29 protein-coding genes are annotated in these 26,413 nt (G+C 65.7%); 15 read left to right on the plus strand and 14 right to left on the minus strand.

What is annotated here, in order from left to right:
• Nucleotides 1-81: 81 nt before the first annotated feature.
• The gene (rpmA, locus tag ATE70_RS09825) at nucleotides 82-351 is read right to left on the minus strand and encodes a 50S ribosomal protein L27 (protein WP_037513604.1); all 270 of its coding nucleotides are present in this window, start codon (nucleotides 349-351) and stop codon (nucleotides 82-84) included.
• Between the two features lie 52 nt (nucleotides 352-403).
• A complete protein-coding gene (gene rplU, locus ATE70_RS09830) occupies nucleotides 404-892 on the minus strand; it encodes a 50S ribosomal protein L21 (protein ID WP_058537736.1) in 489 nt (162 codons plus the stop codon).
• Between the two features lie 228 nt (nucleotides 893-1,120).
• Between rplU and ATE70_RS09835 the strand changes: the two genes are divergently transcribed.
• Complete coding sequence (locus ATE70_RS09835; protein WP_058537737.1) at nucleotides 1,121-1,630, plus strand: hypothetical protein; 510 nt, start codon at nucleotides 1,121-1,123, stop codon at nucleotides 1,628-1,630.
• Nucleotides 1,631-1,780: 150 nt separating this feature from the next.
• Here ATE70_RS09835 and pspF read toward each other — a convergent pair whose 3' ends face one another.
• A complete protein-coding gene (pspF, locus tag ATE70_RS09840; protein ID WP_058537738.1) occupies nucleotides 1,781-2,812 on the minus strand; it encodes a phage shock protein operon transcriptional activator in 1,032 nt (343 codons plus the stop codon).
• Nucleotides 2,813-2,990: 178 nt separating this feature from the next.
• Here pspF and ATE70_RS24790 point away from each other — a divergent pair, with 178 nt between their 5' ends.
• The 10 genes from ATE70_RS24790 to ATE70_RS09885 all read left to right on the plus strand — a co-directional run bounded on the left by ATE70_RS24790 (nucleotide 2,991) and on the right by ATE70_RS09885 (nucleotide 6,664).
• Nucleotides 2,991-3,161, plus strand: a complete 171-nt coding sequence (locus ATE70_RS24790) for a hypothetical protein (RefSeq protein WP_156419602.1) — start codon at nucleotides 2,991-2,993, stop codon at nucleotides 3,159-3,161.
• Between the two features lie 110 nt (nucleotides 3,162-3,271).
• A complete protein-coding gene (gene pspA / locus ATE70_RS09845) occupies nucleotides 3,272-3,937 on the plus strand; it encodes a phage shock protein PspA (RefSeq protein WP_058537739.1) in 666 nt (221 codons plus the stop codon).
• 12 nt (nucleotides 3,938-3,949) lie between these two features.
• Nucleotides 3,950-4,225: an envelope stress response membrane protein PspB gene (gene pspB / locus ATE70_RS09850; protein WP_056367989.1), complete on the plus strand. Its 276-nt coding sequence runs from the start codon at nucleotides 3,950-3,952 to the stop codon at nucleotides 4,223-4,225.
• A 1-nt stretch (nucleotide 4,226) separates the two neighbouring features.
• Nucleotides 4,227-4,607: an envelope stress response membrane protein PspC gene (pspC, locus tag ATE70_RS09855; RefSeq protein WP_058537740.1), complete on the plus strand. Its 381-nt coding sequence runs from the start codon at nucleotides 4,227-4,229 to the stop codon at nucleotides 4,605-4,607.
• A gap of 39 nt (nucleotides 4,608-4,646) precedes the next feature.
• Entirely contained in the window at nucleotides 4,647-4,946 is a 300-nt protein-coding gene (locus ATE70_RS09860; protein WP_056367994.1) for a hypothetical protein, read from the plus strand.
• A 14-nt stretch (nucleotides 4,947-4,960) separates the two neighbouring features.
• Complete coding sequence (locus tag ATE70_RS09865; protein ID WP_058537741.1) at nucleotides 4,961-5,278, plus strand: hypothetical protein; 318 nt, start codon at nucleotides 4,961-4,963, stop codon at nucleotides 5,276-5,278.
• A gap of 12 nt (nucleotides 5,279-5,290) precedes the next feature.
• Nucleotides 5,291-5,554 (plus strand): hypothetical protein, encoded by a 264-nt coding sequence (locus ATE70_RS09870; RefSeq protein ID WP_037513613.1) that lies wholly within the window; start codon nucleotides 5,291-5,293, stop codon nucleotides 5,552-5,554.
• Between the two features lie 29 nt (nucleotides 5,555-5,583).
• A complete protein-coding gene (locus ATE70_RS09875; RefSeq protein ID WP_058537742.1) occupies nucleotides 5,584-5,847 on the plus strand; it encodes a hypothetical protein in 264 nt (87 codons plus the stop codon).
• Between the two features lie 23 nt (nucleotides 5,848-5,870).
• The gene (locus tag ATE70_RS09880; RefSeq protein ID WP_058537743.1) at nucleotides 5,871-6,119 is read left to right on the plus strand and encodes a hypothetical protein; all 249 of its coding nucleotides are present in this window, start codon (nucleotides 5,871-5,873) and stop codon (nucleotides 6,117-6,119) included.
• Between the two features lie 134 nt (nucleotides 6,120-6,253).
• Nucleotides 6,254-6,664, plus strand: a complete 411-nt coding sequence (locus tag ATE70_RS09885) for a SufE family protein (RefSeq protein ID WP_058537744.1) — start codon at nucleotides 6,254-6,256, stop codon at nucleotides 6,662-6,664.
• Between the two features lie 101 nt (nucleotides 6,665-6,765).
• Here ATE70_RS09885 and ATE70_RS09890 read toward each other — a convergent pair whose 3' ends face one another.
• The 6 genes from ATE70_RS09890 to ATE70_RS09915 form a co-directional block, all read right to left on the minus strand.
• On the minus strand, nucleotides 6,766-9,981 hold the full coding sequence (locus ATE70_RS09890; RefSeq protein ID WP_058537745.1) for a TonB-dependent receptor: 3,216 nt from the start codon (nucleotides 9,979-9,981) through the stop codon (nucleotides 6,766-6,768).
• Nucleotides 9,982-10,250: 269 nt separating this feature from the next.
• Nucleotides 10,251-11,522, minus strand: coding sequence for an ATP-dependent Clp protease ATP-binding subunit ClpX (gene clpX / locus ATE70_RS09895; protein WP_037513618.1), 1,272 nt, complete (start codon nucleotides 11,520-11,522; stop codon nucleotides 10,251-10,253).
• Between the two features lie 169 nt (nucleotides 11,523-11,691).
• Nucleotides 11,692-12,342 (minus strand): ATP-dependent Clp protease proteolytic subunit, encoded by a 651-nt coding sequence (locus tag ATE70_RS09900; protein ID WP_058537746.1) that lies wholly within the window; start codon nucleotides 12,340-12,342, stop codon nucleotides 11,692-11,694.
• A gap of 154 nt (nucleotides 12,343-12,496) precedes the next feature.
• Nucleotides 12,497-12,835 (minus strand): ferredoxin FdxA, encoded by a 339-nt coding sequence (fdxA, locus tag ATE70_RS09905; RefSeq protein WP_058537747.1) that lies wholly within the window; start codon nucleotides 12,833-12,835, stop codon nucleotides 12,497-12,499.
• A 115-nt stretch (nucleotides 12,836-12,950) separates the two neighbouring features.
• The gene (locus ATE70_RS09910; RefSeq protein WP_058537748.1) at nucleotides 12,951-13,310 is read right to left on the minus strand and encodes an RNA-binding S4 domain-containing protein; all 360 of its coding nucleotides are present in this window, start codon (nucleotides 13,308-13,310) and stop codon (nucleotides 12,951-12,953) included.
• Nucleotides 13,310-16,102 (minus strand): helicase-related protein, encoded by a 2,793-nt coding sequence (locus tag ATE70_RS09915; RefSeq protein WP_058537845.1) that lies wholly within the window; start codon nucleotides 16,100-16,102, stop codon nucleotides 13,310-13,312. Before ATE70_RS09915 ends, ATE70_RS09910 begins: the two co-directional genes overlap by 1 nt.
• A 301-nt stretch (nucleotides 16,103-16,403) precedes the next feature.
• Between ATE70_RS09915 and ATE70_RS09920 the strand changes: the two genes are divergently transcribed.
• The 4 genes from ATE70_RS09920 (at nucleotide 16,404) to ATE70_RS09935 (ending at nucleotide 21,898) form a co-directional block, all read left to right on the plus strand.
• On the plus strand, nucleotides 16,404-17,921 hold the full coding sequence (locus ATE70_RS09920; protein WP_231740067.1) for a M23 family metallopeptidase: 1,518 nt from the start codon (nucleotides 16,404-16,406) through the stop codon (nucleotides 17,919-17,921).
• A 173-nt stretch (nucleotides 17,922-18,094) separates the two neighbouring features.
• Nucleotides 18,095-19,093, plus strand: coding sequence for a porphobilinogen synthase (gene hemB / locus ATE70_RS09925; RefSeq protein ID WP_058537749.1), 999 nt, complete (start codon nucleotides 18,095-18,097; stop codon nucleotides 19,091-19,093).
• Nucleotides 19,068-21,350, plus strand: a complete 2,283-nt coding sequence (locus ATE70_RS09930; RefSeq protein WP_058537750.1) for a spermidine synthase — start codon at nucleotides 19,068-19,070, stop codon at nucleotides 21,348-21,350. The genes hemB and ATE70_RS09930 overlap by 26 nt, the downstream gene beginning before the upstream one ends.
• Nucleotides 21,347-21,898: a gamma carbonic anhydrase family protein gene (locus ATE70_RS09935; RefSeq protein ID WP_058537751.1), complete on the plus strand. Its 552-nt coding sequence runs from the start codon at nucleotides 21,347-21,349 to the stop codon at nucleotides 21,896-21,898. The genes ATE70_RS09930 and ATE70_RS09935 overlap by 4 nt, the downstream gene beginning before the upstream one ends.
• A 153-nt stretch (nucleotides 21,899-22,051) precedes the next feature.
• On the opposite strand, the gene ATE70_RS09940 is transcribed toward ATE70_RS09935, so the two are convergent.
• The 5 genes from ATE70_RS09940 to dapF form a co-directional block, all read right to left on the minus strand.
• Entirely contained in the window at nucleotides 22,052-22,624 is a 573-nt protein-coding gene (locus ATE70_RS09940) for a urate hydroxylase PuuD (protein WP_058537752.1), read from the minus strand.
• A gap of 81 nt (nucleotides 22,625-22,705) precedes the next feature.
• Nucleotides 22,706-23,377: an inner membrane-spanning protein YciB gene (locus ATE70_RS09945; RefSeq protein WP_082639535.1), complete on the minus strand. Its 672-nt coding sequence runs from the start codon at nucleotides 23,375-23,377 to the stop codon at nucleotides 22,706-22,708.
• Nucleotides 23,374-24,300 carry a signal recognition particle-docking protein FtsY gene (gene ftsY, locus ATE70_RS09950; RefSeq protein ID WP_058537753.1) on the minus strand — a complete coding sequence of 309 codons (927 nt, stop codon included), beginning with the start codon at nucleotides 24,298-24,300 and terminating at the stop codon, nucleotides 23,374-23,376. The genes ATE70_RS09945 and ftsY overlap by 4 nt, the downstream gene beginning before the upstream one ends.
• Complete coding sequence (locus ATE70_RS09955; protein WP_058537754.1) at nucleotides 24,297-25,610, minus strand: MiaB/RimO family radical SAM methylthiotransferase; 1,314 nt, start codon at nucleotides 25,608-25,610, stop codon at nucleotides 24,297-24,299. The genes ftsY and ATE70_RS09955 overlap by 4 nt, the downstream gene beginning before the upstream one ends.
• Nucleotides 25,607-26,413, minus strand: a complete 807-nt coding sequence (gene dapF, locus ATE70_RS09960) for a diaminopimelate epimerase (RefSeq protein WP_058537755.1) — start codon at nucleotides 26,411-26,413, stop codon at nucleotides 25,607-25,609. Before dapF ends, ATE70_RS09955 begins: the two co-directional genes overlap by 4 nt.

Here is a 26,413-nt window from a genome sequence, read left to right on the forward strand (position 1 = left end):
TCTTTTCGAACTTTGTTTCCGCTTGCGGCGGAAAGGACCGTTCCGGGTCATCCCTTGATGGACGACCCTGGAAGATCGTCCTTATTCGGCGGCTTCCGCCATGGCGTCGACCGACACATATTTGCGGCCAAGCTTGCCATCGTGGAATCGGACCTGGCCGTCGGCGGTTGCGAACAGCGTGTGGTCCTTGCCCATGCCAACGTTGACACCCGGGTAAACCTTGGTGCCGCGCTGACGCACGATAATGTTGCCGCCGATCACTTCCTGACCGCCGAACTTCTTCACGCCAAGGCGGCGGCCGGCTGAGTCGCGACCGTTGCGCGAAGAACCGCCTGCTTTCTTATGTGCCATGACTGATGCTCCTTAATTCGTTCGTTCGAGAGGCCGAGCCGCGTTGCCGCGCTCAGGCTTCCTTCTTGGGGGCTGCCTTCTTGGCAGCGGGCTTCTTTGCGGGCGCTTCGGCAGCGGCTTCGGTCTTCGGAGCAGCGGCCTTCTTCGGCGCGGCTTCCTTGGCGGGCGCAGCAGCCTTGGCTTCGGCGGCCGGAGCGGCCTCTGCCTTCGGAGCGGCTTCCTTCTTCGGCGCGGCCTTCTTGGCATCGCCGACGGCGAGGATGCGCAGCAGCGTCAGCGACTGGCGGTGACCGTTGCGGCGACGATAATTGTGCCGGCGGCGCTTCTTGAAGACGATGACCTTTTCGCCGCGCGTCTGGGCGATGATCTCGGCCGAAACGACGAGGCCGTCGGCGCTCTTCACTTCGCCGCCGTCACCGGCCAGCAGGATGTCGCCCAGCGACACGGTGTCGCCAGCTTCGCCGTCGATCTTTTCAACGGCGATCTTGTCTCCAGCGGCGACGCGATACTGCTTGCCGCCCGTGCGCACGATTGCGAACATGGTCTTCCATCCAATCAGAAACTAAAACACCCACGCTGCCAGTCACCCGCCAAAGCAGGCGATTTTTCCGGCATGCGGGAAAGTCAGCGCCACTAGCGAGCCAAGCCGTCGCTGTCAACCGCCAAATCCCGTGCTTTTCATCCAAAAGCGCGGGGCTGCACCGATTATCGCGCGCGCCGCCGATTCGGTGCTTGCTGCGCCGTCGGTGCGCCCATATCAGGGGCGGCGATGAAGCGCGCCTTTCTTTTCGCTCCGCTGCTCCTGCCGCTGCCCGCCTGCGCCGCGACGCAGGCCAACGACGGGCCCTCGCTGGCAAAGCGCGCGATCGAGGGGCGATTCGATGTCGCGCCCCCCGCGGTCGTCGTCGCGCCCCCGGGGCCGCTGCCCACCGACCTCGCCGGACGGCTTCAGCGCTGGGAATCGGATGGTGCCGCGGGCCAGCAGGCCTTTGCCGCCGAACGGGCCGCGACGGCGTCGGCGGTTTCGGCCGCCGCGGGCGCCTCCGTCGGCAGCGAACGCTGGGTCGTCGCGCAGCAGGCGATCTCGCGCCTTACCGCGGCGCGCGCGCCGCTCACCGCGGCGCTCGCCGATATCGATCGCCTCTATCTCGAGCGCAGCGTCGACGAGCAGATCGACGGGCTTCCCGACATCTATGCGCTGCGCGACCGGCTCGCCGATCTCGCCTCGACGCAGGATGCGGTGCTGGAAGCGTTGAACGCGCAGTTGCCGGGGCAATAGTGCCCAATCCTCCCTGCCGCGCAGCGGTGGGGAGGGGGACCGCGCCCGCAGGGCGTGGTGGAGGGGCGGCGACCTCACGCAAAAGCCCCTCCATCAGCGCTTCGCGCTGCCACCTCCCCATCGCTTCGCGACAGGGAGGATCAACCGCCCTTACTGATTCAGCCCGTGCTTTTTCAGCGCGTGGCGGATCTGGTCGTAGCTCAGCCCCAGCGCTTCGGCCGCGACCTTCTGGTTGAAGCGGCAGCGTGCCATCGTGTCGGACAATATCTGCTTTTCATAAGCGTCGACCGCCGCGCGCAGGTCGCTGACCGGGCCCGAGGGCGGGGCGGTGGCCGCGTGCGCGGCGTCATTCGCCGGCGCCGGCGCGGACGCCTCGGGCCGTGCGGGGACCTTGCGCGATACCGGCTGCCACGGGCTCGCAAAAGGGTCGAAGCTCAGCGCGTCGACCGGCTTTTCGGCGTCGGCCCAGCGATAGATCGCGCGCTCGATCACGTTCCGGAGTTCGCGGACATTGCCCGGCCAGTCGTGTCCCTCCATCGCCGCGAGTGCGCGCGGGCCGAAACCCGGCCATTCGTCCCAGCCGAGCACCGCCGCCATGCGCTGCCCGAAATATTCGGCGAGCACCTCGATATCGCCTTCGCGTGCGCGCAGCGGGGGCAGGGTGATAACCTCGAACGACAGCCGGTCGAGCAGGTCGGCGCGGAAGCGATTATCGTCGGCGAGCGCGGGCAGATGCTCGTTCGTCGCCGCAACGATACGCACGTCGACGCGGATCGGGCGCGACGATCCGACGCGCGTCACCTCGCCATATTCGACCGCGCGCAGCAGCCGCTCCTGCGCGCCCATCGACATTGTCGCGAGTTCGTCGAGGAACAAGGTGCCGCCGTCGGCTTCCTCGAAGCGCCCCGCGCGGGTGCGCGTCGCGCCGGTGAAGGCGCCCGCCTCATGCCCGAACAATTCGGACTCGATCAGCGTTTCGGGCATCGCGGCGCAGTTCATGATCACATAGGGGCGATCCCAGCGCGTCGACAGCCGGTGGAGGCGTTCGGCGATCAATTCCTTGCCCGTCCCGCGCTCGCCGATCACCAGCACCGGGCGGTCGAGCGAGGCGGCGAGGCTCGCGCGTTCGACCGCGTCCTGAAACGCCGCCGATTGGCCGATAAATTGGGTCTCGCGCTCCATTCCCAATCATTGGCAAATTTTCCCGCTGATTGGCAAGTCAAATCGATTGGGGGTGCCGTTTCAGTGTGAAGTTCGGCGGTTTTCCGTGGGCGCACGCAATTGGCACGCCCTATGCATTGTTTCAGACGAACCGGCGCAGATCGCACCGGTGCAGCGAAAACACAGGGAAGGTTGATCCATGAAAACGATGTTTGCCCAGGCCGCCACTTTCGCGCTCAGCGCGGTCGGAGCGCTTGCCATCCTCGTCGGCGTGATCGACCAGCCCCAGGTTGCCGCCAGCGTCACCGGCACCCCCGCCGGCCCGCTGGTTGCCGCTGTCATGTCCCCGGCGGTCAGCGCTTTGGCCTGACCGGCACTGGTGCCGGGGCACTCTCCCCCCTTGCCCCGCCCCGGCACCAGCTTTTTTCCAACGACACCCAAAAAAATACCGGGTCTCAAGATTTCGACAGGAGTTTCAAAATGGGTATTTTTTCACGAACCCGCGACATCATCGCCGCCAACGTCACCGACCTGCTCGACCGGGCCGAGGACCCCGAAAAGATGATCCGCCAGATCATCTTCGAGATGAACGAAACGCTCGTCGAAGTTCGCGCCTCCGCCGCCCGCACCATCGCGGACCAAAAGGAAATGCGCCGCCACATCGCCAAGCTCGAAAGCCTGCGGGACAGCTGGAAGGAAAAGGCCGAACTCGCGCTGTCGAAGGACCGCGAAGACCTCGCCACCGCCGCGCTTGTCGAAAAGCAGAAGGCCGGCGACATGGCCGAGAAACTCAAGGCCGAGATCGCCGTCCTCGACGACGCGCTGACGGGTTACGAGGCCGACATCGCCAAGCTGCAGAAGAAGCTTTCGGAAGCCCGCGCGCGCCAGTCGAGCGTCGTCAACCGCCTCGAAAGCGCCGAGAATCGCTACAAGCTGCGCGAGATGACCAACGGCGACCGGGTCGAAGACGCCTTCTCGCGCTTCGAGATCCTCGAACGCCGCGTCGACGAAGCCGAAGGCCGCGCCGATGCGCTGAGCCTCGGTTACAAGAAGTCGCTCGACGAAGAGATCGCCGAACTGCAGGCCGCCGACAAGGTTGCCGACGAACTCGCCGCGCTGAAAGCCGCGCAGGCCAGCAAGCAGTAAGGAGCCGGACCGATGGAAGAGATCATCATCGTCCCGATCGTCATCGGAACCCTCTTCCTCGGTCTGCCTTGGCTGATCCTCCACTACATCACGAAGTGGAAGCAGGCCAAGACGCTGACCGGAGAAGACGAACAGCTGCTCGACGAACTCTATGACACCGCACGGCGGCTCGAAAACCGCCTGCACACCGTCGAACGCATCATCAGCGCCGACCATCCCGACTTCCGCCCCGCGGTACGCAGCGATGAAGAACTGGCGCAACTCGAAAACAATAGCCGGAGGAACTGAGATGTCTGCCAGCCGCACAAAATTCTACCTCGACAAGCAGAACGGCAAATGGAGCGGTGTGTGCGCCGGGATCGCGGATTATAGCGGGATCGACGTCCTCTGGGTCCGCGTCGGCGCGGTCCTCCTGACCCTGATGGGCGGCTTCCCCTGGACGCTGATCGCTTACTGGATGGTCGCCTGGATGGGCACGCCCAAGCCGTTCGCGCTCTATGGTTCGACCGAGGAAGCGAAATTCTGGCAGGGTGTGCGCAGCAACCCGACCGCATCGACCCGCGACATCAAGTCGCGCTTCCGCGACATCGACCGCCGGCTTGCCGACATCGAGCAATATTATACGAGCCACAACCGCCGCCTCGCGGACGAGATCGACGCTCTCCGCTGATCGGGCCTCACGCGGAAACGGCAACAGGGAGGAAGATACATGAATTTCGGTGGCACCACTTTTGTCCTCGCTATCATCGCTTTGTCGATCGGCGGCTGGATGTTCACCACCTGGATCCGCGCCAAGCACGGCTATCCCGTTGAGAATGAATGGGGCGGCACGGTTCATCGAACCGACCCCGACGCTGATCGGAAAATCGCCCTGCTGACCGATGACAACGCCAAGCTGGCGGGGCAGGTCAGCCGGCTGGAAGAGCGGATTTCGGTGCTCGAACGCATCGCGACCGAAAACCATGGTCAGGCGGCAGAGCTCGCCAGCCAGATCGACCGCCTGCGCTGAGAGGATAGAAGACAATGAATCTCGATGTCCTGAACGCCATCGCCCCCGTCATCGCCACCATCGGGCTGGCCGGGGTCGGAGGGTGGGTCTTCACCACCTGGCTCCGCGTCAAGAACGGTTATCCGCTCGAAAACAGCTGGGGCAAGGCGGTTTATCCCAAGACCAGCGACGAGGCGATGGAACGCGTCAAGCTGATCAGCCAGGAAAATGCCCAGCTGCGCGCCGAGCTCGGTTCGGTGAAGGATCGCCTCGCGGTGATCGAGCGCATCGTCACCGACGACAGCCACCGGTTGAGCCATGAGATCGAGGCGTTGCGGCGCCCCTCGAACTGAGGAGATTGAACCATGGAAGTCATCTTCATTCTCGCCATCGTCGTCGGACTGCCCGTCACCTTGGCCATCGGCTATGCCGCTTATGAGCGGACCTTGAAATTCAAGGAAAAGCAGTTCCAGGCGATCACCCACGAGACCGCCGAGAAGGCCGCGCAATATGCGGCGCAAACCGAACGGCTGGAGGCTCGCGTCCGCGTTCTCGAGCGCATCGTTACCGACAAGGGAATTGATGTCGCCGACGAGATCGAAAAGCTGCGCGACGCCCCGCTGAACTAAAACAAAGAAATACGGAAAGGATCTTCCCCATGGGCCCGTTTGAAATGGTTGTCGGCATCGTCCTGATCGTGACCATCGGCAGCATTATCCGCGCCAAGCACGGCATCCGCCGCGATCACAAGGGCGGCGACTATTTCGTCGCCACCGACAATGGCGAGACCAAGGCGCTGCAAGCCGAAATCCGCGCACTCAAGGAGCGGATCCAGGTGCTCGAACGCATCGCCACCGACCACAACCGCGCGGTCACGCTCGATCAGGAAATCGAGAAATTGCGCGACAACAGCAAAATCTGAATGCCGGAAAAGGAGCAACGCTCATGGCTTTCATCACCCCCGACTTCACCGCCGCAGCGATCGCGCTGACCGCACTGACCATCGTCAGCCTGGTCGCGCTGCGCGGCTGGCGCGACTGGATCCAGCTCAAGCGCGAGGAACTCGCCGCGGGCCACCACGCGTCGCTCGCGCAGGATCCAGGCGTCCCGCACGCCGGGTCGCGGATCGAGATCGCCGACCTCAAGGAACGGCTGCGCAAGCTCGAAGCCATCGCGGCGGGGGTCGACCTCTAATCCATCCGCGACACCCGCGCGGCATCGGCCCGCTCCCCTGTCCGTCGCCATCCGTCCGGCGGCTGACAGGGAAGCGGGCCGATGTCGTTTCAGGGCTCTTTCAACTTGGCGCCATCTATGCGAGTGGCGCGGCCATGCGCAGCCTGACCGATATCTTCGACGAATATGATTTTCTTGACGGCGACGATCGCTATCGCCTGCTGATCGATCTCGGCCGGACGCTCGAGCCGATGCCCGACGCGCTCAAGACCGACGCGACAATGGTGCGCGGTTGTTCGGCCAGCGTCTGGGTCTATCCGGTGCCGCGCGACGATGGCCAGCTCCACTTCCTCGCCGACAGCAACGCCGCGATCACCAAGGGGATCGTCGCGCTCGTGCTCGCCGCGGTGCAGGACAAGCCCGCGGCCGAAGTGGCGGAGATGGACGTCGCGGCGGCGCTCGCGCCCTTCGACCTCACGCGCCAGCTGTCGTCGAACCGGACGCAGGGCGTCCCCAACATGATCGCGCTGGTGCAGGCCACCGCGCGGCGGATTGCCGCGGGCTGAACCGTCAAGGGCGCCGCTTGCGCCGGACCTGTTCTCACCGCAAAGAAAAGGGCGCGGGAGTTGCCTCCCGCGCCCTTTTCTTTTGGCCGAATCCGGATGGCTTAGAAGTTGACCTTCACGCCGACGCGGACGCCGTACAGCGACACGCGGTTCGTCAGAACCTCGTTCGGTGCAAGAGTGTTGGTATACTGATATTTGGTGCAGTTCGCCCCGCTCGTCGCGGCGCAGGTGACGCGCACCAATGCCGAGTTGTACGGGAACGACACCTGACGGAGCGAACCCCAGTCGCTGTCGATCAGATTCAGCACATTCTCGACGTCCGCGAACAGCTTGAACTTCGCATTGCCAACAAAGGCCGGGATTTCCTGGCTGAAGTGCAGGTCGACCTTGAAGAAGTCGGGCGAGGTCTGGCTGTTCTTCTTGACGATCTTGCCGCGATAATTTTCGAGGCCGAGCTGGCTGATCAGATCGTTGAACGCCGCTTCGTTCTGCGCTGCGGTCACGGTTGCGCCGTTGGCAGTGTGCGAACCCCACTGGACGAGCGGATCGTTGGCACCGGTGGGAACGTAGAGCAGCATGTTGCCAAGGTTCCCGACGGTGCCGAACACCGCGCCGCGGCCGCTGCTGTTGTCCAGCATGGTGACGCTGTACGGGCGGCCCGAGCGATATTCGCCGAACAGGCTGATACGCGTTTCATTGTCGCCAAAGAAGTTGCGCTTGAAGTCGGCACCGAATTTCCACTGGTGGGTATATTCGTAGATCGACCGGCCATAGGCAGCGCGGTTCGGATCGACGAAGGCGTTGTTGCCATAGTTCGACGACGAGGTCGAAGAGGTCATCGCGCCTTCGTCCTTGACGTTCGAATAGGTGTAGCTGCCGTCGATCGAGAGGCCGAAGTCCCATGCCTTGGCGAAGCGGGCGGTCGCGAAATAGGCGCGGCCCTTTTCGCTGTTGGTCAGCTGGAGATCGCGGTTGCTCGTTGCGGCGCCGCCGATCGGACCATAGCGGGTGCGGCCATCGGGCAACGTGCCGACCGGCACCGAGCGCAGGTCGGTCCACGTGTAGCCATAGATGTTCTTGTCGTACAGGAACTGGCCGCCGACGAACCAGCCGTCGCCGATTTCATAATCGGCCTGCAACGAAGCCTTCCACTTGCGCGCGACTTTCAGATCGGGATCGATATTGTCGGTCGGCGCGGCTGCCAACGAGCCGACGTTCCGCGACAGGAAGTCGGTGACGCTGGACGGGATTGTGCCATTCGAGACGTTGGTAAGGGCGTTACAGGTCACCGACGCCGCACAGTTGGCGTCGTTGATGTCGACCGAGTTGGTCAGCAGGCCCGTGTTCGAGAAGCTGTTCGACAGATAGACGTCGGGCGTGCCGCCCGAGAAAATGCCGACGCCGCCGCGGACGATCAGCTTGTCGGTGGCCTGCCAGTTGAAGCCGAAGCGCGGCTGCAGCACGTCGCGGCCGTTGAAGGTTTCGCGGTTGTGGAAGCCATAACGAGCCAGGAAGTTCGGGTTCAGCGGCGGCTTCACATCGTTGCCGAACAGGTCGTAACGAACGCCGAGCGACAGCGTCAGATCGGGGGTGACCTGCCAATCGTCCTGGATGCCCACGGTGTAGTTCTGCGTGCTGAAACGGGCCGCGGCATCGTTCGGATCGAGGCTGGGCACCGCGTTGCCGTAGCGCAGGCGGTTCGCATTGCCAGCGGCGAAATCCGCGAGGCTATCGAAATAGAAATCGCCGAGCGAACGCTGCAGGAACAGGTTGTACACCGAAACGTCGGTGTAGCCCGCGAGCAGGCGGAACGAATGATCGCCGGCGTCCAGACGCGCGGTGAGGTCGAACGACAGATTTTCCGTGTTGAGGTCGTTCGACTGACGGCTGACGTCGGGGCCGAAGAACAGGCGCGTGCCGTCGCAGCTGGTTGCCGAACCCGCCGAAGCCGCGTCGGTGCAGACTTCCATCTGCGGGAACTCGCGGCCGCCGAACGGCGTCTGGTCGCGGTTATAGTCGCGATACGATGCGCGGAAGGTGGTCGAGAAAGTGTCCGACCAGGTCGAGTTCAGTTCAAAGGAACCCGAGTTGACTTCTTCGGCCAGCTCATAGCCGTTCGACTGGAAACCCAGCGCGAAAGGCGCGGTCAGGAAGGTGTTCTGCTGGAACTGCTGCGTGCCGACGTTGCGGATATAGGTCAGCGATGCGCGTTGCGTGTCGCTGATGTTCCAGTCGAGCTTGCCGATGATCTTTTCGTCTTCTTCGACCGCATTCGGCGACAGGCCCAGCGTGTCGTAGCCATAGCGCGACTGTGCGACGTTGCTGACCTGGTCGATCACCGCCTGCGTCAGGCCGGGGACCTGGTTCGCGAAGCCGTCGCCGAACCCATCGTCGAACGGATCGCTTTCCTTCGTTTTTTCATAGGCAAGCATGAAGAACAGCTTGTCCTTGATCAGCGGGCCGCTGAGGTGCGCACCATATTGCTTGCTGTCGAAGTTCAGATTGATGTTGCGACCGCGGGTGCGGTCGCCGGTCAGGCTGTCGTCGGTGTAGGTGAAGAAGGCGCCGCCGTGGAACTTGTTGCCGCCCGAGCGGAGAATGACGTTGACCGCGCCGCCCTGGAAATCGCCCTCGGCGATGTCGAAGGGGGCGACCTTGACCGAGAATTGCTCGATCGCGTCGAAAGGAACCGGGCCGCGCGAGGTCGGCAGACCGCCGTTGTTGAGGCCGAAGTCGTCGCTCATCTGGACGCCGTCGACCGAGAAGCGGTTGAGACGGCCGTTGTTGCCGGCGACTTCGATCGTGCGGGCGTTGCTCAGGTCAAGCGTGACCAGCGGATCGCGGCGTGCGAGGTCGCGGATGTCACGGTTGATCGAGGCGGCACCTTCGATCGCTTCGCGGTTGAGCGCGGTGATCGGGCCGTTCGAGGTTTCGACTGCGCCCTTGACCGACGAGGCCGTCACGACGATCGCCGTGTCTTCGAGCGTGATCGGCAGGCGGAAAGGCTGACCGGCCTGCAGGAAGAGGTCGGTGACCTGCGCACTGTCGAACCCGTCAGAGGTCACTTCGACCGTGTAGGGGCCGCCAACGCGAAGGCCATTGGCGCCGAAATTGCCGCTGCCGTCGGTGGTCGTACGCGACACGGTGCCCGACGGGACGTGCGTCACGGTGACGGCGGCGCCGGCGACCGGGCCGCTGGCCGTTTCGACGGTCCCGCGGAGCGACGAGCTGGTTTCCTGGGCTGCGGCGGGAGCGGCGAGCGCGACGCTCAGGCTGAGCGCAGCGGCGCTGGCAGCCAGATAATGACGGAAATGCATTTGGATTGTCCCCTTTGGTGTGCATTTGGCAGGCGCACAAAAGGAGCGCGCCTGACCTGCGAGCGCCCCTGAAGCCCGCATGTGGCACGATTGTGACAGCAATTGTGACAGTGCAAGCGGGGAGGGCCGCGCCGCTCAGACGCGGTGCGAAAAACCGCTAATTTTCGTCAGGTGCCCAAACTTATCCACAGGCGGGGATGCGTTTTTTCCGGAAACTGTTGCTGCAATGCAACATGAAAGGGCGCCCCGCGGGGCGCCCCATGTGCGACTCAGGCGGCGTCGCCCGCGGCTTCTTTCGCCTTGTCGGCATAAACGCGCACCGGATCCTTGCGGCCCTCGACGACATCCTTGTCGACGACGATCTCGACCACGTCGGTCAGGTCGGGCAGGTCGAACATCGTGTCGAGCAGGATCGCCTCGACGATCGAGCGCAGCCCGCGCGCGCCGGTCTTGCGTTCGATCGCCTTCTTGGCGACCGCGATCAGCGCGTCGTCGGTAAAGGTCAGCACAACCTCCTCGAGATCGAAGAGCTTGCGATACTGCTTCACCAGCGCGTTCTTGGGCTCGCCCAAAATCTTGACCAGCGCGTCGATGTCGAGATCCTCGAGCGTCGCGATGACCGGCAGGCGGCCGACGAATTCGGGGATCAGGCCGAATTTCAGCAGATCCTCGGGCTCGATATTCTTCAGCACTTCGCCCATGCGGCGCTCGTCGGGGCCGGCGACATGCGCGCCGAAACCGATCGACTTGCCCTGCAGGCGGTCGCCGATGATCTTTTCGAGCCCGCTGAACGCGCCGCCCGCGATGAACAGGATGTTCGTCGTGTCGACCTGCAGGAATTCCTGCTGCGGATGCTTGCGCCCGCCCTGCGGCGGAACGCTCGCGGTCGTGCCTTCCATCAGCTTGAGCAGCGCCTGCTGCACGCCTTCGCCCGACACGTCGCGGGTGATCGACGGGTTTTCGGCCTTGCGCGAGATTTTGTCGATCTCGTCGATATAAACGATGCCGCGCTGCGCCTTTTCGACATTATAGTCGGACGACTGCAGCAGCTTGAGGATGATATTCTCGACATCCTCGCCGACATAGCCCGCTTCGGTCAGCGTCGTTGCATCAGCCATGGTGAAGGGCACGTCGAGGAAGCGCGCAAGCGTCTGCGCGAGCAAAGTCTTGCCGCTGCCGGTGGGGCCGACGAGCAGGATGTTCGACTTCGCGAGTTCGACATCATCGCCGCGGCCCGAGTTGGCGAGGCGCTTGTAATGATTGTGCACCGCGACCGACAGCACGCGCTTGGCGGTGTTCTGGCCGATGACATAGGCGTCGAGATGCTGGCAGATTTCCAGCGGAGTCGGCACCGCGCCATCCTTGCGCGCGGCGATCCCGCCCTTGATCTCTTCGCGGATGATGTCGTTGCACAGTTCAACGCATTCGTCGCAGATGAACACGGTCGGTCCTGCGATGAGCTTGCGAACTTCGTGCTGCGACTTGCCGCAGAAGGAGCAGTAAAGGGTGCTCTTGCTGTCCGAGCCGCTCAATTTCGTCATAAATCTTCCTCTGGCAGCGCCAAAAGGGCACCGCCGCCTTTATCCTAGCCCGCGGTCACCCAATTACAATATGGCAATTGGGTGACATCGGTTCAATGTCCCGCGTAGCGCCAGAGGGCGAAGCGGGCGTCAAGAAACGCGGTTACTGGTTCGTTTCGGGACGTGGCACTCAGGGCGTCGGGCCTTCGCTCACATCCTTCGGCGCGTCGTCGCCCGGCAAGCCCGGACGGCGGTCGAACACCTGGTCGACGAGTCCGAATGCCTTGGCCTCGTCGGCTTCGAGGAAGGTGTCGCGGTCCATCGCTTTTTCGATCTCTTTCAGCGGCTTGCCGGTATATTTCACATACAGGTCGTTCATCCGCTTGCGGATGCGCAGAATCTCGCGCGCCTGGATTTCGATATCCGATGCCATGCCGCGCGCACCGCCCGAGGGCTGATGGATCATCACGCGCGCGTTGGTCAGCGCGACGCGCATGCCGGGCTCACCCGCGGCGAGCAGAAAGCTGCCCATCGACGCGGCCTGACCGACGCACACCGTGCCGACGCGCGGGCGGATATATTGCATCGTGTCGTGGATCGCCATGCCCGCCGTGACGACTCCGCCCGGCGAGTTGATGTACATATAGATGTCCTTCTTCGGATTTTCCGATTCGAGGAACAAAAGCTGGGCGGTAATCAGCGAGGCCATATTGTCCTCGACCTCGCCGGTGACGAAGATGATCCGTTCGCGCAGCAGGCGCGAGAAAATGTCGAAGCTGCGTTCGCCGCGGCTCGTCTGCTCGACGACGACGGGAACAAGGGCTGCGAGCGGGTCGATCATTGGGAATTCGTCCTTATGTTATCGGGATGCCGCGCCGGAGAATCCGGCGGGCTGCCCCTCCATGATCCTACATCGTCGCCAAGCGGAGGTCTTTCAAGGGGGCAAAAAGAAGGGGCGGGAAAGTCCCGCCCCTTCCGGATTATCTGGTTTCGCCTCAGTCGCCCTCGCCGGGTTCGGGCGAAAAGAGCGTCTCGAACTTGTTCTCGACGCCTTTGAACTCGTCGGCGTCGGCGGGGCTGTCCTTCTTGACCGTGATGTTCGGCCATTCGGCGCTGAACTTGCTGTTCACTTCGAGCCACTTTTCCAGGCCGCTCTCGGTGTCGGGCAGGATCGCCTCGGCCGGGCATTCGGGTTCGCACACGCCGCAGTCGATGCATTCGTTCGGATTGATGACGAGCATATTCTCGCCCTCATAGAAACAGTCGACGGGGCACACCTCGACACAGTCCATATATTTGCACCGGACGCAGGCATCGGTGACGACATAGGTCATGGGCTTTCGGCTCCCTCAGATGACGGCAATCGGGCCGTCAGGCTCTCAATATGGGCTCGCCTCTATGCCGCGTGAAGGCGGTGCGTCAACGCTAAGCGACAGTTGCGAATCACTCTCACTGAATAGGACGATCGGGATGCCGCGGGTGCAAAGCATTTCCATCGGCGTCGATAGCCGATTGTGCGGGCGGCAACGCCCCGGGATCGAGCCGCTGGTAACAAGCCTGCGCCTCGGGCGCGGGGCCGCGGCGGAGCGGCAACGAAAGCAGGCGGATCACCTCGATCCGCTCGCCAACCGGCAGAACGAGCGTCGACCCGGCATGCACTGCGCATGATGAACGCGTGATGCGCCGCCCGTCGAGCCTGATATGCCCCGCTTCGACCATCGCCTGCGCCATGCTGCGCGAGCGGGCGAAGCGCAGGAACCACAGCAGCTTGTCCAGCCGGATGCTTCCCGCGGCGCCCGGACTTGCCATCAGTCTTTGCGTGCGTCCGCGAGCAGCGCAGCGAGGCCGGCAAAAGGGCTGTTCGGAGACGGGCCGCGACGTGGCTGCCGGTCGGGGCGGTCGGGGCGGTCGGGGCGCGGCGGGCGCGGCGCGGCGACACGCACCTTGTCGGGCTTGCCGCGCTTGCCCTTCGCCTGATGCGCGGGCGGACGCCTTGCTTCGCCGTTCGCGGCGCGCGTCGGCGCGTCGGCATTCTTGCGATGCGGATGCGGTTTGCGGCGCGGGCGCTTTTCGGCCGCCTTGCGCAGCCCCGACCAGCGCCAGCGCTGCAATGCGGGTTCGCCGACGCTGCGGAAACCGAAGCTGCCGAGCAGCGCGCGGCGCGTCTCTTCGTCGAGCCCGAGCGAGGTCGCGAGCGCGGGGTCGATGATGAAGCCGGGCGGCGGCGCGGCGCTGACGCCCTCATGCTCGTCGTTCGCATGATCGTCATGATGCTCGTCGCGGCCGGCGAGCGGCGCGGTCGGCGGTGCCGCCGCCTGCATCCGCGCGGCATGCGCCTGACGCGCGAGCTTTTCGGCCATGTCGATGCGCAGCCAGCCCGACGCGCAGCGGCGGAACCCCGCGATCACCAGCCCGGCGTGGCTGCCCGCCTTTTGCAGCACCGCGCCGTGCGGCGGCAGCACGGGAACCGGCGCGCCCTGCTGCGCCGCCGTCAGCGCCGCGCGCCAGCGCACCGCCTCGGGCTTGAGCAGCAGCGGGTGGAAGAGATCGAGCGAGCCGATGGTGAAGCCGAGTTTGCGCAGCTGCGGACGCTCTTCGGGGGTCAGCGCGCTCAGTTGGTCCTCGACGACGGCGCGGCCGATCGTCCCGCTGTTGTCGGTGAGCGCGGCGAGCAGCGCACGGACGCGCGGCGGGGTGAAGAGGTCGCCCGCCGCCTCGCCCATCGCGGCGAGCGGGCCCGCGTGGCGCGCGAGTTGGGCGGCAACAAAGCGCTGGAGTCGTTCGGAAATCGCCTGTACCTGATGCAGCTCGAGCCGCCGCAGCGACGGGTCGATCTGGATCGCCGGCTGGACGAGCGTCGGCCCGCGCGCGAGCGTCGCGATCGCGTGGCCGTGCCAGGCGAGGCGCGGCGCGGTCCCCGGTTCGGCGATCAGCGACAAGGCGCTGTCGTCGCCCTCGGCGAGCGCGGTCGCGCGGCGCGCGAGTTCGGCGCGCAGATGCTTTTCGGCCGCCGCGAGCAGCATCCGGTGGTCGCTCGCTTTCGCCACCGGATCGACCTTGAACTGAAAGCCTTTCAGCGTGCCGATCGCCTCGCCGTCGACCGCGACGGTGCCGTCGGCGCCGACCGCGACGGGCAGCGCGGCGCCCCGCTGCCCCGCGTCGCGCAGCAGCAGCGCGAGCCGCCGGTCGACGAAACGCTGCGCGAGCGCGGCGTGCAGCGCATCGGACAGGCGCGATTCGAGCGCCTGCGTTTGCTCGGTCCAACCCGCCGCGCCCGCGATCCAGTCGCCGCGCTGCGCGATGAAGCAGAGCGTGCGCACCGCGGCGATGCGGCTTGCGAGCTGGTCGATATCGCCCTCGACATCATTCAGCCGCGCGAGGCGGCGCGCGAACCAGTCGGGGTCGATCATCCCGTCGCCGTTCGTGCGCCATTGCCACAGCTTGAACACGGTGCGGCTGTGATGTTCGGCGCCCAATTGTTCGAAGTCGGGGAGGCCGCAGACGTCCCACAATCGCTGCACCGCGTCGAAATCGCCGCCGCGTGCGCGCACTTCCATATCGCCCGCCAGATGCTTGAGCACCGCGATGTCGACCGCCTCGGGCGCGGCGCGCAGCATCGGCTGGTTCGGCGGCTGCGCGAGGTCGGACAAAAGCTGGTCGAGCGAGCCGAAGCCCGGGGTCGGGTTGCGCCAGAACAGGCTGGCGAGCGGCGGGAAGTGATGCCCCTCGATCGCGTGGATTTCCTCGGGCGTGAAGCCGCCTTGCGGCAGCCCGACGGTGCCAAAGCCGCCATCCTGCTGGTGGCGCCCGGCGCGCCCCGCGATCTGCGCCATTTCCGAAACTGTCAGGCGGCGGAGGCGGCGACCGTCGAATTTCTGCAGGCTCGCAAAGGCGACATGCTGGACGTCGAGGTTGAGCCCCATGCCGATCGCGTCGGTCGCGACGAGATAATCGACTTCGCCCGCCTCGAACATCGCGACCTGCGCATTGCGCGTCTTGGGGCTGAGCGCGCCCATCACGACCGCGGCGCCGCCCGAAAAGCGGCGCAGCATTTCGGCGATCGCGTAGACTTCCTCGGCCGAAAAGGCGACGATCGCCGAGCGTTTGGGAAGGCGCGAGAGCTTCGACGACCCGGCGTAGCTCAAGGTCGAGAAACGCGGCCGGGTGATGATCTCGGCCTCGGGCACCAGTCCCTTGACCAGCCCGCGAAGGCTCGCCGACCCCAGGATCATCGTTTCCTCGCGTCCGCGCGCGCGCAGCAGCCGGTCGGTGAAGACATGGCCGCGCTCGGGGTCGGCGCCGAGCTGCGCCTCGTCGATCCCGACAAAGGCAACGTCGCGTTCGACCGGCAGCGCTTCCATCGTGCCGAGCAGATAGCGCGCGTCGGGCGGCAGGATTCGCTCCTCGCCGGTGACGAGTCCGACCTGCGCCGCGCCCTTGATCGCGACGACGCGGTCGTAAACCTCGCGCGCGAGCAGGCGCAGCGGAAAGCCGATCATGCCGCTCGAATGGGCGGTCAGGCGCTCGACCGCCAAATGGGTTTTGCCGGTGTTGGTGGGGCCAAGGACAGCCTTGACCGGCTGGGAGGAGGATGACGTCATTTTCTTGGGAGCCAAGCTGGCATGCGCAAGGTCCGCGCGCAACAGCCGATCGCGCAATGGCAGGACGGAGGCCGATTTTTTCCACACTGTTGCATAATATCCCGGCCCCGCCACGCCTTGCCGCAACGCGCCGCGGCAAATCCGCCATTAAATTGACTTTAACGACCTTTCTTTACAGACAGTGCCTCGAAAACATCATTCGGCAGCCGGGGATATGCGAGGCTGGCCGAGCGGGGGTTGCAATTTGTTCCAGCGTCACGAACCCATCGCGGGGATGTCCGGCAACGCGGCCGCCCTCACGATGTCGCAAGCGATCCCGCTGCGGCGCGCCGTTGCCGACGCCGAACCGCATCTCGGATGGCGCGACCGGCTGGCGCAGCTCGACCTCGTTCCCGACCTCGGCGACAATATCGGTTCGGCCGAATGGTGGCGCGGCCTTGCGACATTAACCCTGCTGTGCGGAACCGCGATCGCGACCTTCCCCGGCATCCAGCCGCTTCAAGTCGGCGGAACCCCAGCGCTCGATGCCGCCGATTTTAACGAAGCGCGTGCGCAGATGATCGTGCCGCTGGCGTTCGGCGGCGACACCGGACGGCATATGGCGGCGACCGACGCGGTGCGCCCGCTGACCCAGACGCCCGAACGGCCGCAGATCGAACTCACCGCCACCTTGGGCAGCGGCGACAGCTTTGCCCGCCTGCTCGAACGCTCGGGCGTCGGCAGCAGCGAGGCGCAGGCGCTGGCGCGCCAGGTGTCGGGCGCGGTTCCGCTCGCCGACATCGCGCCGGGCACGCGGATCGACCTGATCCTCGGCCGCCGCGCCGCGCGCACGATGCCGCGCCCGGTCGAGGCGCTCGCGATGCGCGCGCGCTTTGACCTCCGCATCGAGATGGAGCGGCAGGGCGGACAGCTCGTGATGCGCCGCATCCCGATCGCGGTCGACGCAACCCCGCTGCGCATCCGCGGCCGGGTCGGCGACAGCCTCTATCGTTCGGCGCGCGCCGCCGGTGCGCCGCCCGCCGCGATCCAGTCCTATCTGCGCGTCGTCGGCAAGCAGATTTCGGTCGGCAGCGACATTCGCGCCGGCGACGAGTTCGACATCATCGTCGATTACCGCCGCGCCGAAACGGGCGAGACCGAAACGGGTAAATTGCTCTACGCCGGGCTGATCCGCGGCGGAAAAGCGAAACTCTCGATGCTCGAATGGAATGTCGACGGCCGGACCCAATGGTTCGAGGCGTCGGGCGTCGGCGAGCAGCGCGGCGGCATGACGCGGCCTACGAATGGCCGCGTAACCTCGACTTTCGGCATGCGCCGCCACCCGATTCTCGGCTACAAGCGCATGCACAGCGGCATGGATTTCGGCGGCGGCTATGGCGCGCCGATCTATGCCGTCACCGACGGCGTCGTGACGATCGCGGGGCGCCACGGCGGTTTCGGCAATTATGTGAAGCTCAATCACGGCAATGGCCTCGGCACCGGTTATGGCCATATGAGCCGCATCGCGGTGCGCTCGGGCCAGCGCGTGCGCCGCGGGCAGGTGATCGGCTATATCGGCTCGACCGGCCTTTCGACCGGCCCGCACCTCCATTACGAACTCTATCGCAACGGCCGCGCGGTGAACCCGTCGTCGGTGACGTTCGTCACGCGCGCTTTGCTCGAAGGCAAGGCGCTCGCCGATTTCCGCGCCCGCATCCGGTCACTGACATCGATCGCGCCGGGCGCCGCGCTGACCCCGATCGCGGCGAAACAGGTCGAGGGGCCGAAGCTCGGTTCGCTCGCGGACGTCGCCTCGAAACGCGCGGGCGACGGGATCTGATTTAGCCTCTCCGCGCTTCTAAATTCCGTTCGCGTCGAGCGAAGTCGAGACGCCTCTCGGCCGTGCGCCTTGCCGATGTGCATCTCGACTTCGCTCGATGCAAGCGGAGAAGTTGGCACGCTGGCAGCCCAATATCCATTTGCCCCGCGCCCGCACGCCGCTATGCACCCCGCATGACCCAAGCCGCTTTTCCCGACCTGCGCCTGCGCCGCACCCGCCGCACCGGCTGGAGCCGCGCGATGGTGCGCGAAACCCAGCTTTCGCCCGCGAACCTGATCTGGCCGCTGTTCGTCGCCGATGGGTCCAACACCGAGGAACCGATATCGAGCCTGCCCGGCGTGTCGCGCTGGTCGGTCGACCTGCTCGTCGAACGCGCGAAGGATGCGGTCGCCGCGGGCATTCCGTGCCTCGCGCTCTTTCCCTATACGCAGGCCGATCGCCGCAGCGCGGATGGCGGCGAGGCGCTCAATCCCGACAATCTGATGTGCCGTGCCACCGCCGCGATCAAGCAGGCGCTCGGCGACGAGATCGGCATCCTCACCGACGTCGCGCTCGACCCTTATACCAGCCACGGGCAGGACGGGCTGATCGACGATGCGGGCTATGTCCTCAACGACGAGACGGTCGAGGTCCTCGTCGGGCAGGCGCTCAACCAGGCGCGCGCTGGCGCCGACATCATCGCGCCCAGCGACATGATGGACGGCCGCATCGGCGCGATCCGGCAGGCGCTCGAGGCCGAGGGCTTCGGCCATGTCCAGATCATGAGCTATGCCGCCAAATATGCCTCGGCTTTCTATGGCCCGTTCCGCGACGCGGTCGGCTCGCGCGGGCTGCTCAAGGGCGACAAGAAGACCTATCAGATGGACCCCGCGAATGCCGAGGAAGCGCTGCGCGAAGTCGCACAGGATCTCGCCGAGGGCGCCGACAGCGTGATGGTCAAGCCCGGGCTGCCCTATCTCGATATCGTGGCAGCGGTGAAGGCGAACTTCGCCGTGCCCGTCTATGCGTATCAGGTGTCGGGCGAATATGCGATGATCGAGGCCGCCGCCGCCGCGGGCGCGGGCGACCGCGACGCGCTCGTTCTCGAAACGCTGCTCGCCTTCCGCCGCGCCGGCGCGTCGGGCGTGCTCAGCTATCATGCGCTCCATGCTGCACGGCTGCTCGGCGCCTGACAGAGTGATCAGGTCCGCCTCGCCGCGCCGCTGGCTGTTCGTGCTGACGATCCTCGTCGGCAGCTTCCTGCTTTTCCTCGTCCAGCCGATGGTTGCGCGCATGGTGCTGCCCAAATTGGGCGGTGCGCCCGCGGTGTGGAACAGCGCGATGCTTGTCTACCAGGCGCTGCTGCTCGGCGGCTACGCCTATGCGCACTGGCTCGGGCGCTTCACCGTGCGGCGTCAGGCGGTCATCCACCTTGCGCTCTTCCTTGTCGCGGCGCTGTGGCTCCCGATCGGCATCGCGCAGATCGCGGCACCCGGTCCGGGGCAGGAGGCGCTGTGGGTGCCCTTGCTCCTGCTCGCGTCGATCGGCCCCGTCTTCTTCGTCGTCTCGGCGCAGGCGCCGTTGATGCAGCGCTGGTTCGCCGCCGATACGCGCGCGGGCGATCCTTATTATCTCTATGCCGCCTCGAACCTCGGCAGCTTCGCGGGCCTCATCAGCTATCCGGCACTCGTCGAGCCGACGATGCCGCTCGCGGTGCAGAGCTGGGGCTGGACCGTGGGTTATGCGCTGCTCGTGCTGCTCGTCGCGGGGGCGGCCGCGGCGCGCTGGCACGGCGCCGCCGAAGCGCATGCCGCCGTCACCGACGAACCGCGTCCGAGCCTGCGCCGCCAGCTTCACTGGCTGTTGATCGCCGCGGTGCCGTCGGGGCTGATGCTGTCGACGACGACGCACCTCACGACCGACATCGTCGCGATGCCCCTGCTGTGGGTGCTGCCGCTGGGCCTCTATCTCCTGAGCTTCGTGATCGCCTTTTCGACGATGGAGCGGCCGACACAGATCATCACGCTGATCGCACCCGTCTTGCTGCTCGCGGTCGGCGGGCTCGGGCTGCTGAGCTCGGGCGGCGGCTCGATGATGGTCGCGCTCGCCAGCCTCGCGATGCTGTTCGTCGTCGCGACGGCGCTCCACGGCTATCTCTATCATCTCCGCCCGGCGGCGCAGCATCTGACGCTCTTTTACCTCATCATGTCGGCGGGCGGCGTGCTCGGCGGGCTGTTCGCGGCGCTGTTCGCGCCGCTGATCTTCGACTGGGTGTATGAGCATCCGCTGCTGATCCTCGCCGCCGCGATGCTGTTGCCGCTCCCCGCGCTGCTGCCGTGGGACAAATGGCTGGGGCTCGAAGCCAAGACCGCGCGGATCGTGGCCGCGGTATTCGTCGCGCTCGCCGCTTTCGGCGCCTGGCATATGGTCGGCGACTGGACCGGCCGGCTCGACAGCGCGACGACCTCGTGGGGCATCGCGATCTTCGTCGTCGGCACGCTCGTCATCGGCTGGCGCTGGGCCTATGTGCCCGTGCTCGCGCTGCTGATGATCGGCGTCGGCGGCTGGGACACGATCCAGGAAAGCTTCACCGGTGCGCGCGTGCGCAGCTATTTCGGCGTCTACACCGTCACCGATTATCCGGCATCGAACCAGCGCCGTCTCGCGCATGGCACCACGCTCCACGGACTTCAGCGTACTGACGCCGCGCACCGGCGCGATCCGACGACCTATTATGGCCATCAATCCGGCGTCGGGCTGACGCTCGATAAGGCCGCCGCGCTTGCCGGGCCGAATGCGTCGATCGGCATCGTCGGGCTGGGGGCAGGCACGCTCGCCTGCTATCGAAAGCCCGATCAGCACTGGACGATCTTCGAGATCGATCCGGTGATGGTCGACATCGCGCGCGATCCGTCGAAATTCACCTTCCTCTCCGATTGTGCCGGCGACACGCCGATCGTCATCGGCGATGCGCGGCTCCAGCTTGCCAACCAGCCCGCGGGGCGCTTCGACGTCATCGTCATCGACGCCTTCTCTTCCGACGCGATTCCGCTGCACCTGCTGACCAAGGAAGCGATCGGCATTTATGCGCGCGCGCTGAAGCCCGACGGGATCCTGCTCATCCACATCTCGAACCGCTTCTTCGATCTGGAGCCGGTGCTGGCGGCGGAGGCGAAGGCGCGCGGCTGGACGAGCGCGATCCGCATGGACCCGGGTCCGGTCGGCGACGAATATGGCGACCTCACCGGATCGAACTGGGTCGCGCTGACCGCGACGCCGCAGCGGATGCAGCAATTGACCGGCGGGATCAGGCCGCGCAAGGATTCGCGCGACCTCGACGCCTGGGTGCCGCTCGAAGCGCGTCCGAACTTCGAACGCTGGACCGACGATTATGCCTCGACGCTGCCGGTCCTGATCTGGAAGAATCTCATTGGAGGCCGCGACGAATGAACGACATCAGCATCATCAGCGTCAATGGCAAGACGCCGCAGATCGACCCCAGCGCCTTCATCGCGCCGGGATGCCGCATCATCGGCGACGTGACGATCGGGCCCGATGTCAGCATCTGGTATAATTGCGTGCTGCGCGCCGATGTCAGCAGCATCGTCGTCGGCGCGCGCTCGAACATCCAGGATGGCAGCATCGTCCATTGCGACGGCCCGATGCCGCACCGCCCCGAAGGCTTTCCGACGATCATCGGCGAGGATGTGCTGATCGGCCATCTTGCGATGGTGCACGGCTGCACGCTCGCCGACCGGGCGTTCGTGGGTTTGAAGGCGACGGTGATGAACGGGTGCCGCATCGGCAGCGACGCGATGCTCGCCGCGGGCGCACTGCTGACCGAGAACAAGGAAATCCCCGATCGCGAACTGTGGGCCGGATCGCCCGCGCGCCGCGTGCGCGAAATCGACGATGCGCAGGCCGTAGGGATGCAGCTGGGCGTCGCGCATTATGTGATGAACGGCCGCATGCACAAGGCGGCGATCGAGCAAGGCTAAAACCAGAAACCCGTTCGCATCGAGCGAAGTCGAGATGCCCCTCGGCTTGGCGCTATGGCGATGGGTGTCTCGACTTCGCTCGACACGAACGGGAAACGAAAAAGGGCGCTCCGGTTTCCCGAAGCGCCCCAATCAATGTACTGTTGCGGCGACTTAGCTGAAGTTCACCATCGCATAGAGCATCGGGATCGACAGCAGGGTGTTGGTTCGCGAAAAGATCATCGCGGTCCGCGCGGCCTTCGCCTTGGTCGCATCGTCGGCTTCGACGATCCCCAGCGCCTTCTTCTGGTTCGGCCAGATCAGGAACCACACGTTGAACGCCATGATCAGCCCCAGCCACATGCCGACGCCGATCAGCTTGTACGGGTCCTGAAGGCCCAATGCGGGCACCAGATATTTGGCGTGGCCGGCGATCGCGACGCCCAGCAGCACGGTGACCAGCGCCGCCCAGCGGAACCAGAACAGCGCGGCGGGCGCGATATGCTTGCCGACCGCGGGTTTCAGTTCGGCCGGGATCTTCGGCATCGTCGGCATCTGGACGAAGTTGAAATAATAAAGCAGGCCGATCCACAGCACGCCGAAGAAGGTGTGCAGCCAGCGCATGATCGCGTTGCCCGCGGCGACCCCGTCCTCGAAATTCTGGCCGTTGAGGCACAGCATCAATATGATCGCAAGCACCAGGCCCGCGCCGAGCACGGCGTGCAGGTTTCCGAAAAATTTATCCATGGCAGTTCCCCCTGTTTATCGCGGCGCCGCGTGCGACCCGGTGCCGGTGACGCAGCTATGCCAGCGCGGTGGGGAAATGCATCAACTTTTGTCGGTTGCGGCCTCTTCGGGAACGGCGAGGCCGTTCTTCAGCATCACCGGAACCTGGCTGAAAGTGAAGAGGAAGGAGAGGGCGGTGACGCCCCAGACCTTGATCGTCAGCCACAGGTCAAAGCTCATCTGCTTCGCCTGGATCATCTCGTACATCACATGGTTGGCGATGCCGAGCGTGGCAAAGAAAATCCCCCAGTTGCGCGACAGCAGCAGCCAGCCGCGGTCCGTGAGCCCCTCGAGCGCCGATTGCAGCAGATATTTGAGCATCGGCTTTTTGAACCAGTAGCCGCCGAGCAGCAGCGCGGCGAAGGCGCCATAGATAATCGTCGGCTTCATCACGATGAAGCGCTCGTCGTGGAACCAGATGGTCAGCGCGCCGAAGCCGAGGACGAGGATGCTCGACATCCACAGCATCGGCGAGATCTTGCCGAGCTTCCATTTCGACACGACCATCGCGATGACGATCGCGACCATGAAGGCCACGGTGCCCTTGATCGCCGCGGTCGTCGCGGCAAACGCGCCTTCGCCGCCCGACGAGAATTTATAGGCGAGGAAGAAGACGAGCAAAGGCCCGAAATCGATCACGAAGTTGAGCCAGCCATGCTTCGCCGGCGGCGGCGCCGGGACCGACTCGGGGCCAGTGGGAAGCACGTCGCTCATCGGATATTTCCTGCAATAATTCCCGCGATTTCGTCCGCATCGAACGGGCGAAGGTCGTCGATGGTTTCGCCGATGCCGATCGCGTGGATCGGAAGCCCGTGGCGCTCGGCGGCGGAGACGAGCACGCCGCCGCGCGCCGTGCCGTCGAGCTTCGTCATCACCAGCCCGGTGACGCCCGCAACCTCACGGAACACGTCGATCTGCGACAGCGCATTCTGCCCCGTCGTCGCGTCGAGCACGAGCACGACATCGTGCGGCGCCGCGGGGTTGAGGCGGCCGAGCACGCGCTTGATCTTGGCAAGCTCGTCCATCAGCTCGCGCTTGTTCTGGAGCCGCCCGGCGGTGTCGACGATCAGCACGTCGATGCCGGTCGCGGTCGCCTGCTTCACCGCGTCGAATACGATGCCCGCGCTGTCGCCGCCTTCGGGCCCCGCCATGATCGGCACGCCGAGCCGCTCGGCCCAGACCTTCAATTGCCCGATCGCGGCGGCGCGGAAGGTGTCGCCTGCGACGAGCATCACGCCATAATCCTGTTCCTGGAACAGATGCGCGAGCTTGGCGATCGTGGTGGTCTTGCCCGATCCGTTGACCCCGATCACCAAAATGACCTGTGGGCGCGGAAAGGCGTCGATGTCGAGCGGTTCGGCGACCGGGCGCAACACCGCGGCGATTTCCTCGGCGACGACCTTGCGGAGTTCCTCGGTGCCATTCGCGGCGATGTCGCGGCGTTCGGCGAGGCGGCTGCGGATACGGTCGGCCATCGCGGGGCCAAGGTCGGCGGTGATCAGCGCTTCCTCGATGCGGTCGAGATCATCCTCGTCGAGCCGCGCCTTGCCGGTCAGCCCTGCGAGATTTTCGCCGAGCCGCTCCGACGTGCGGCGAAATCCGCCGAGCAGCCGTTCGCTCCAGCTTTGGCCGGTCATGCCGCGATATCCTTTGCTTCGATTTGGGTGGCGATCATGCGGTCGCCGTCACGCGCGCCGAGGCGCACGTCGATGATGGTGCCGGGCGCCGCGGGTGCGGTCAGCGCCACGGCGGCGAAATTTTCGGCATGGCCGCTGACGCCGTCGCGCTCGACGAGCATCGATGCGGTTCGGCCGATCTGCGTTTCGAGCCAGTCCTGCCGCCGCCGCGCATTGGCGTCGCGCAGGATTGCGGCGCGCTCGCGGGCGATGGTGCGCCCGACCTGCGGCATCCGCGCGGCGGGCGTCCCGGCGCGCGGGCTGTACGGAAAGATGTGGCCAAAGACGATGTCGCAATCGTCGATCAGCGCCAGCGAGTTCGCGAACATCGCGTCATCCTCGGTCGGAAAGCCTGCGATCAGGTCGGCGCCGATCGCGATCTCGGCGCGCGCGGCCTTCAACCGCTCGATCAGTGCGAGGGCGTCGGTGCGGCGGTGGCGGCGCTTCATGCGCGTCAGCACCATGTCATCGCCCGCCTGCAGCGACAGGTGGACATGCGGCATCACGCGCTTTTCCTGCGTCAGCAGCGCGAACAGCGCGTCGTCGATCCGGTCGGGGTCGAGCGACGAGAGGCGAAGCCGTTCGACCGGCAGCACCAGCAACGCCTCGACCAGCGCGGCCAAGGTCGTGTCGCTGTCGTCGCCATAGCTGGCAAGATCGACCCCGGTCAGGATGATCTCGCGCTGCCCGCGATCCAGCGCGGTTTGCGCGGACGCGACCACCGCATCGACGCTCGCCGATCGCGCCGTCCCGCGCGCCAGCACCGTCGCGCAAAAGGTGCAGCTGTGCGAGCAACCGGTCTGGACCCCGAGAAAAGCGCGCGCATGATCGGCGCCCGAGAGGGCGGGGGCGTAAGGCGTCGTGTCCCCGCGAAGGCGGGGACCCATCTCCGATGGGTTCGAATTTGCACCGGCGGGAGATGGACCCCCGCCTTCGCGGGGGAAGGGGACAGGATTTGAAAGGTAGCTCTGAGCCAAGCCCTTTGCATCATTGGATACCACCCGCGCGCCCATCGCGGTAAAAACATCGCGCTCCAGCTCCGCCGCGCACCCGGTCACCACAACCTCGGCGCCCGGCCGCTCGCGCAGCGCGCGGCGTACCGCCTGCCGCGCCTGCCGCACCGCTTCGTCGGTCACCGCGCAGCTGTTGAAGACGATCGTGTCGCGCGCGCCCGCAGCCTTGACGGCCGCACGAACCCCTTCGCCCTCGGCGATGTTCAGCCGGCAACCGAAATTGACGACCTCTTGCCGGTCGGCGAGGGAAGCGCTCATCCGAACTGCGCCCAGTCGGTCTCGCCCTCATAGACGCGCGTCGCGGCGCCGCTCATCACGATCGGCTCGCCGGGCGCCCAGCGGATGACGAGGTCGCCGCCGGGCAGCGACACCGTCACCGGCGACTGGACAAGGCCGGCGCGGATTGCCGCGACCGCGGTCGCGCACGCGCCGGTTCCGCACGCCTGCGTCAGCCCGACGCCGCGTTCCCAGACGCGCAGTTGGAGTTGATTTTCGCCGTCGAGGCTTGCGACATTGACGTTGACGCGCTCGGGGAACAGCGGGTCGGTCTCGATCCGCGGGCCGAGCTCGTCGAGCGCGACGGCGTCGGCCTCGGGCACGAAAAAGACGATATGCGGATTGCCGACATTGACCCCGGCGCCATGCTCCAGCTCGTCCCATGCGACGGGCATGTCGCGCGTGTCCATCGGCATCGCGAGCGGGATATGCTCCCAGTCGAACATCGGCTCGCCGAGTACGACTTCGGCACCGCCGTCGGCGGGGGTGACGCGCAGCATCCCGCCCAGCGTCTCGATCACCGCGGGCTTGCCGATCAGCGTCGCGACGCAGCGCGTTGCATTGCCGCAGGCCTCGACCTCGCCGCCGTCGGCGTTGAAGATCCGCATCTTCACGTCTGCACTATTTGACGGTTCGAGCAGGATCAGCTGGTCGCACCCGATGCCATGGCGGCGGTCGGCGATCGCGTGCGCGCGCGCCGGCGTCATCTCGACGCCATGCTCGCGCGCGTCGATCACGACAAAGTCGTTGCCGAGGCCGTGCATCTTGGTGAAGCGGTCTGCCAT

The sequence above is a fragment of the Sphingopyxis sp. H053 genome (genome assembly GCF_001468225.1).
Lineage (GTDB): Bacteria > Pseudomonadota > Alphaproteobacteria > Sphingomonadales > Sphingomonadaceae > Sphingopyxis.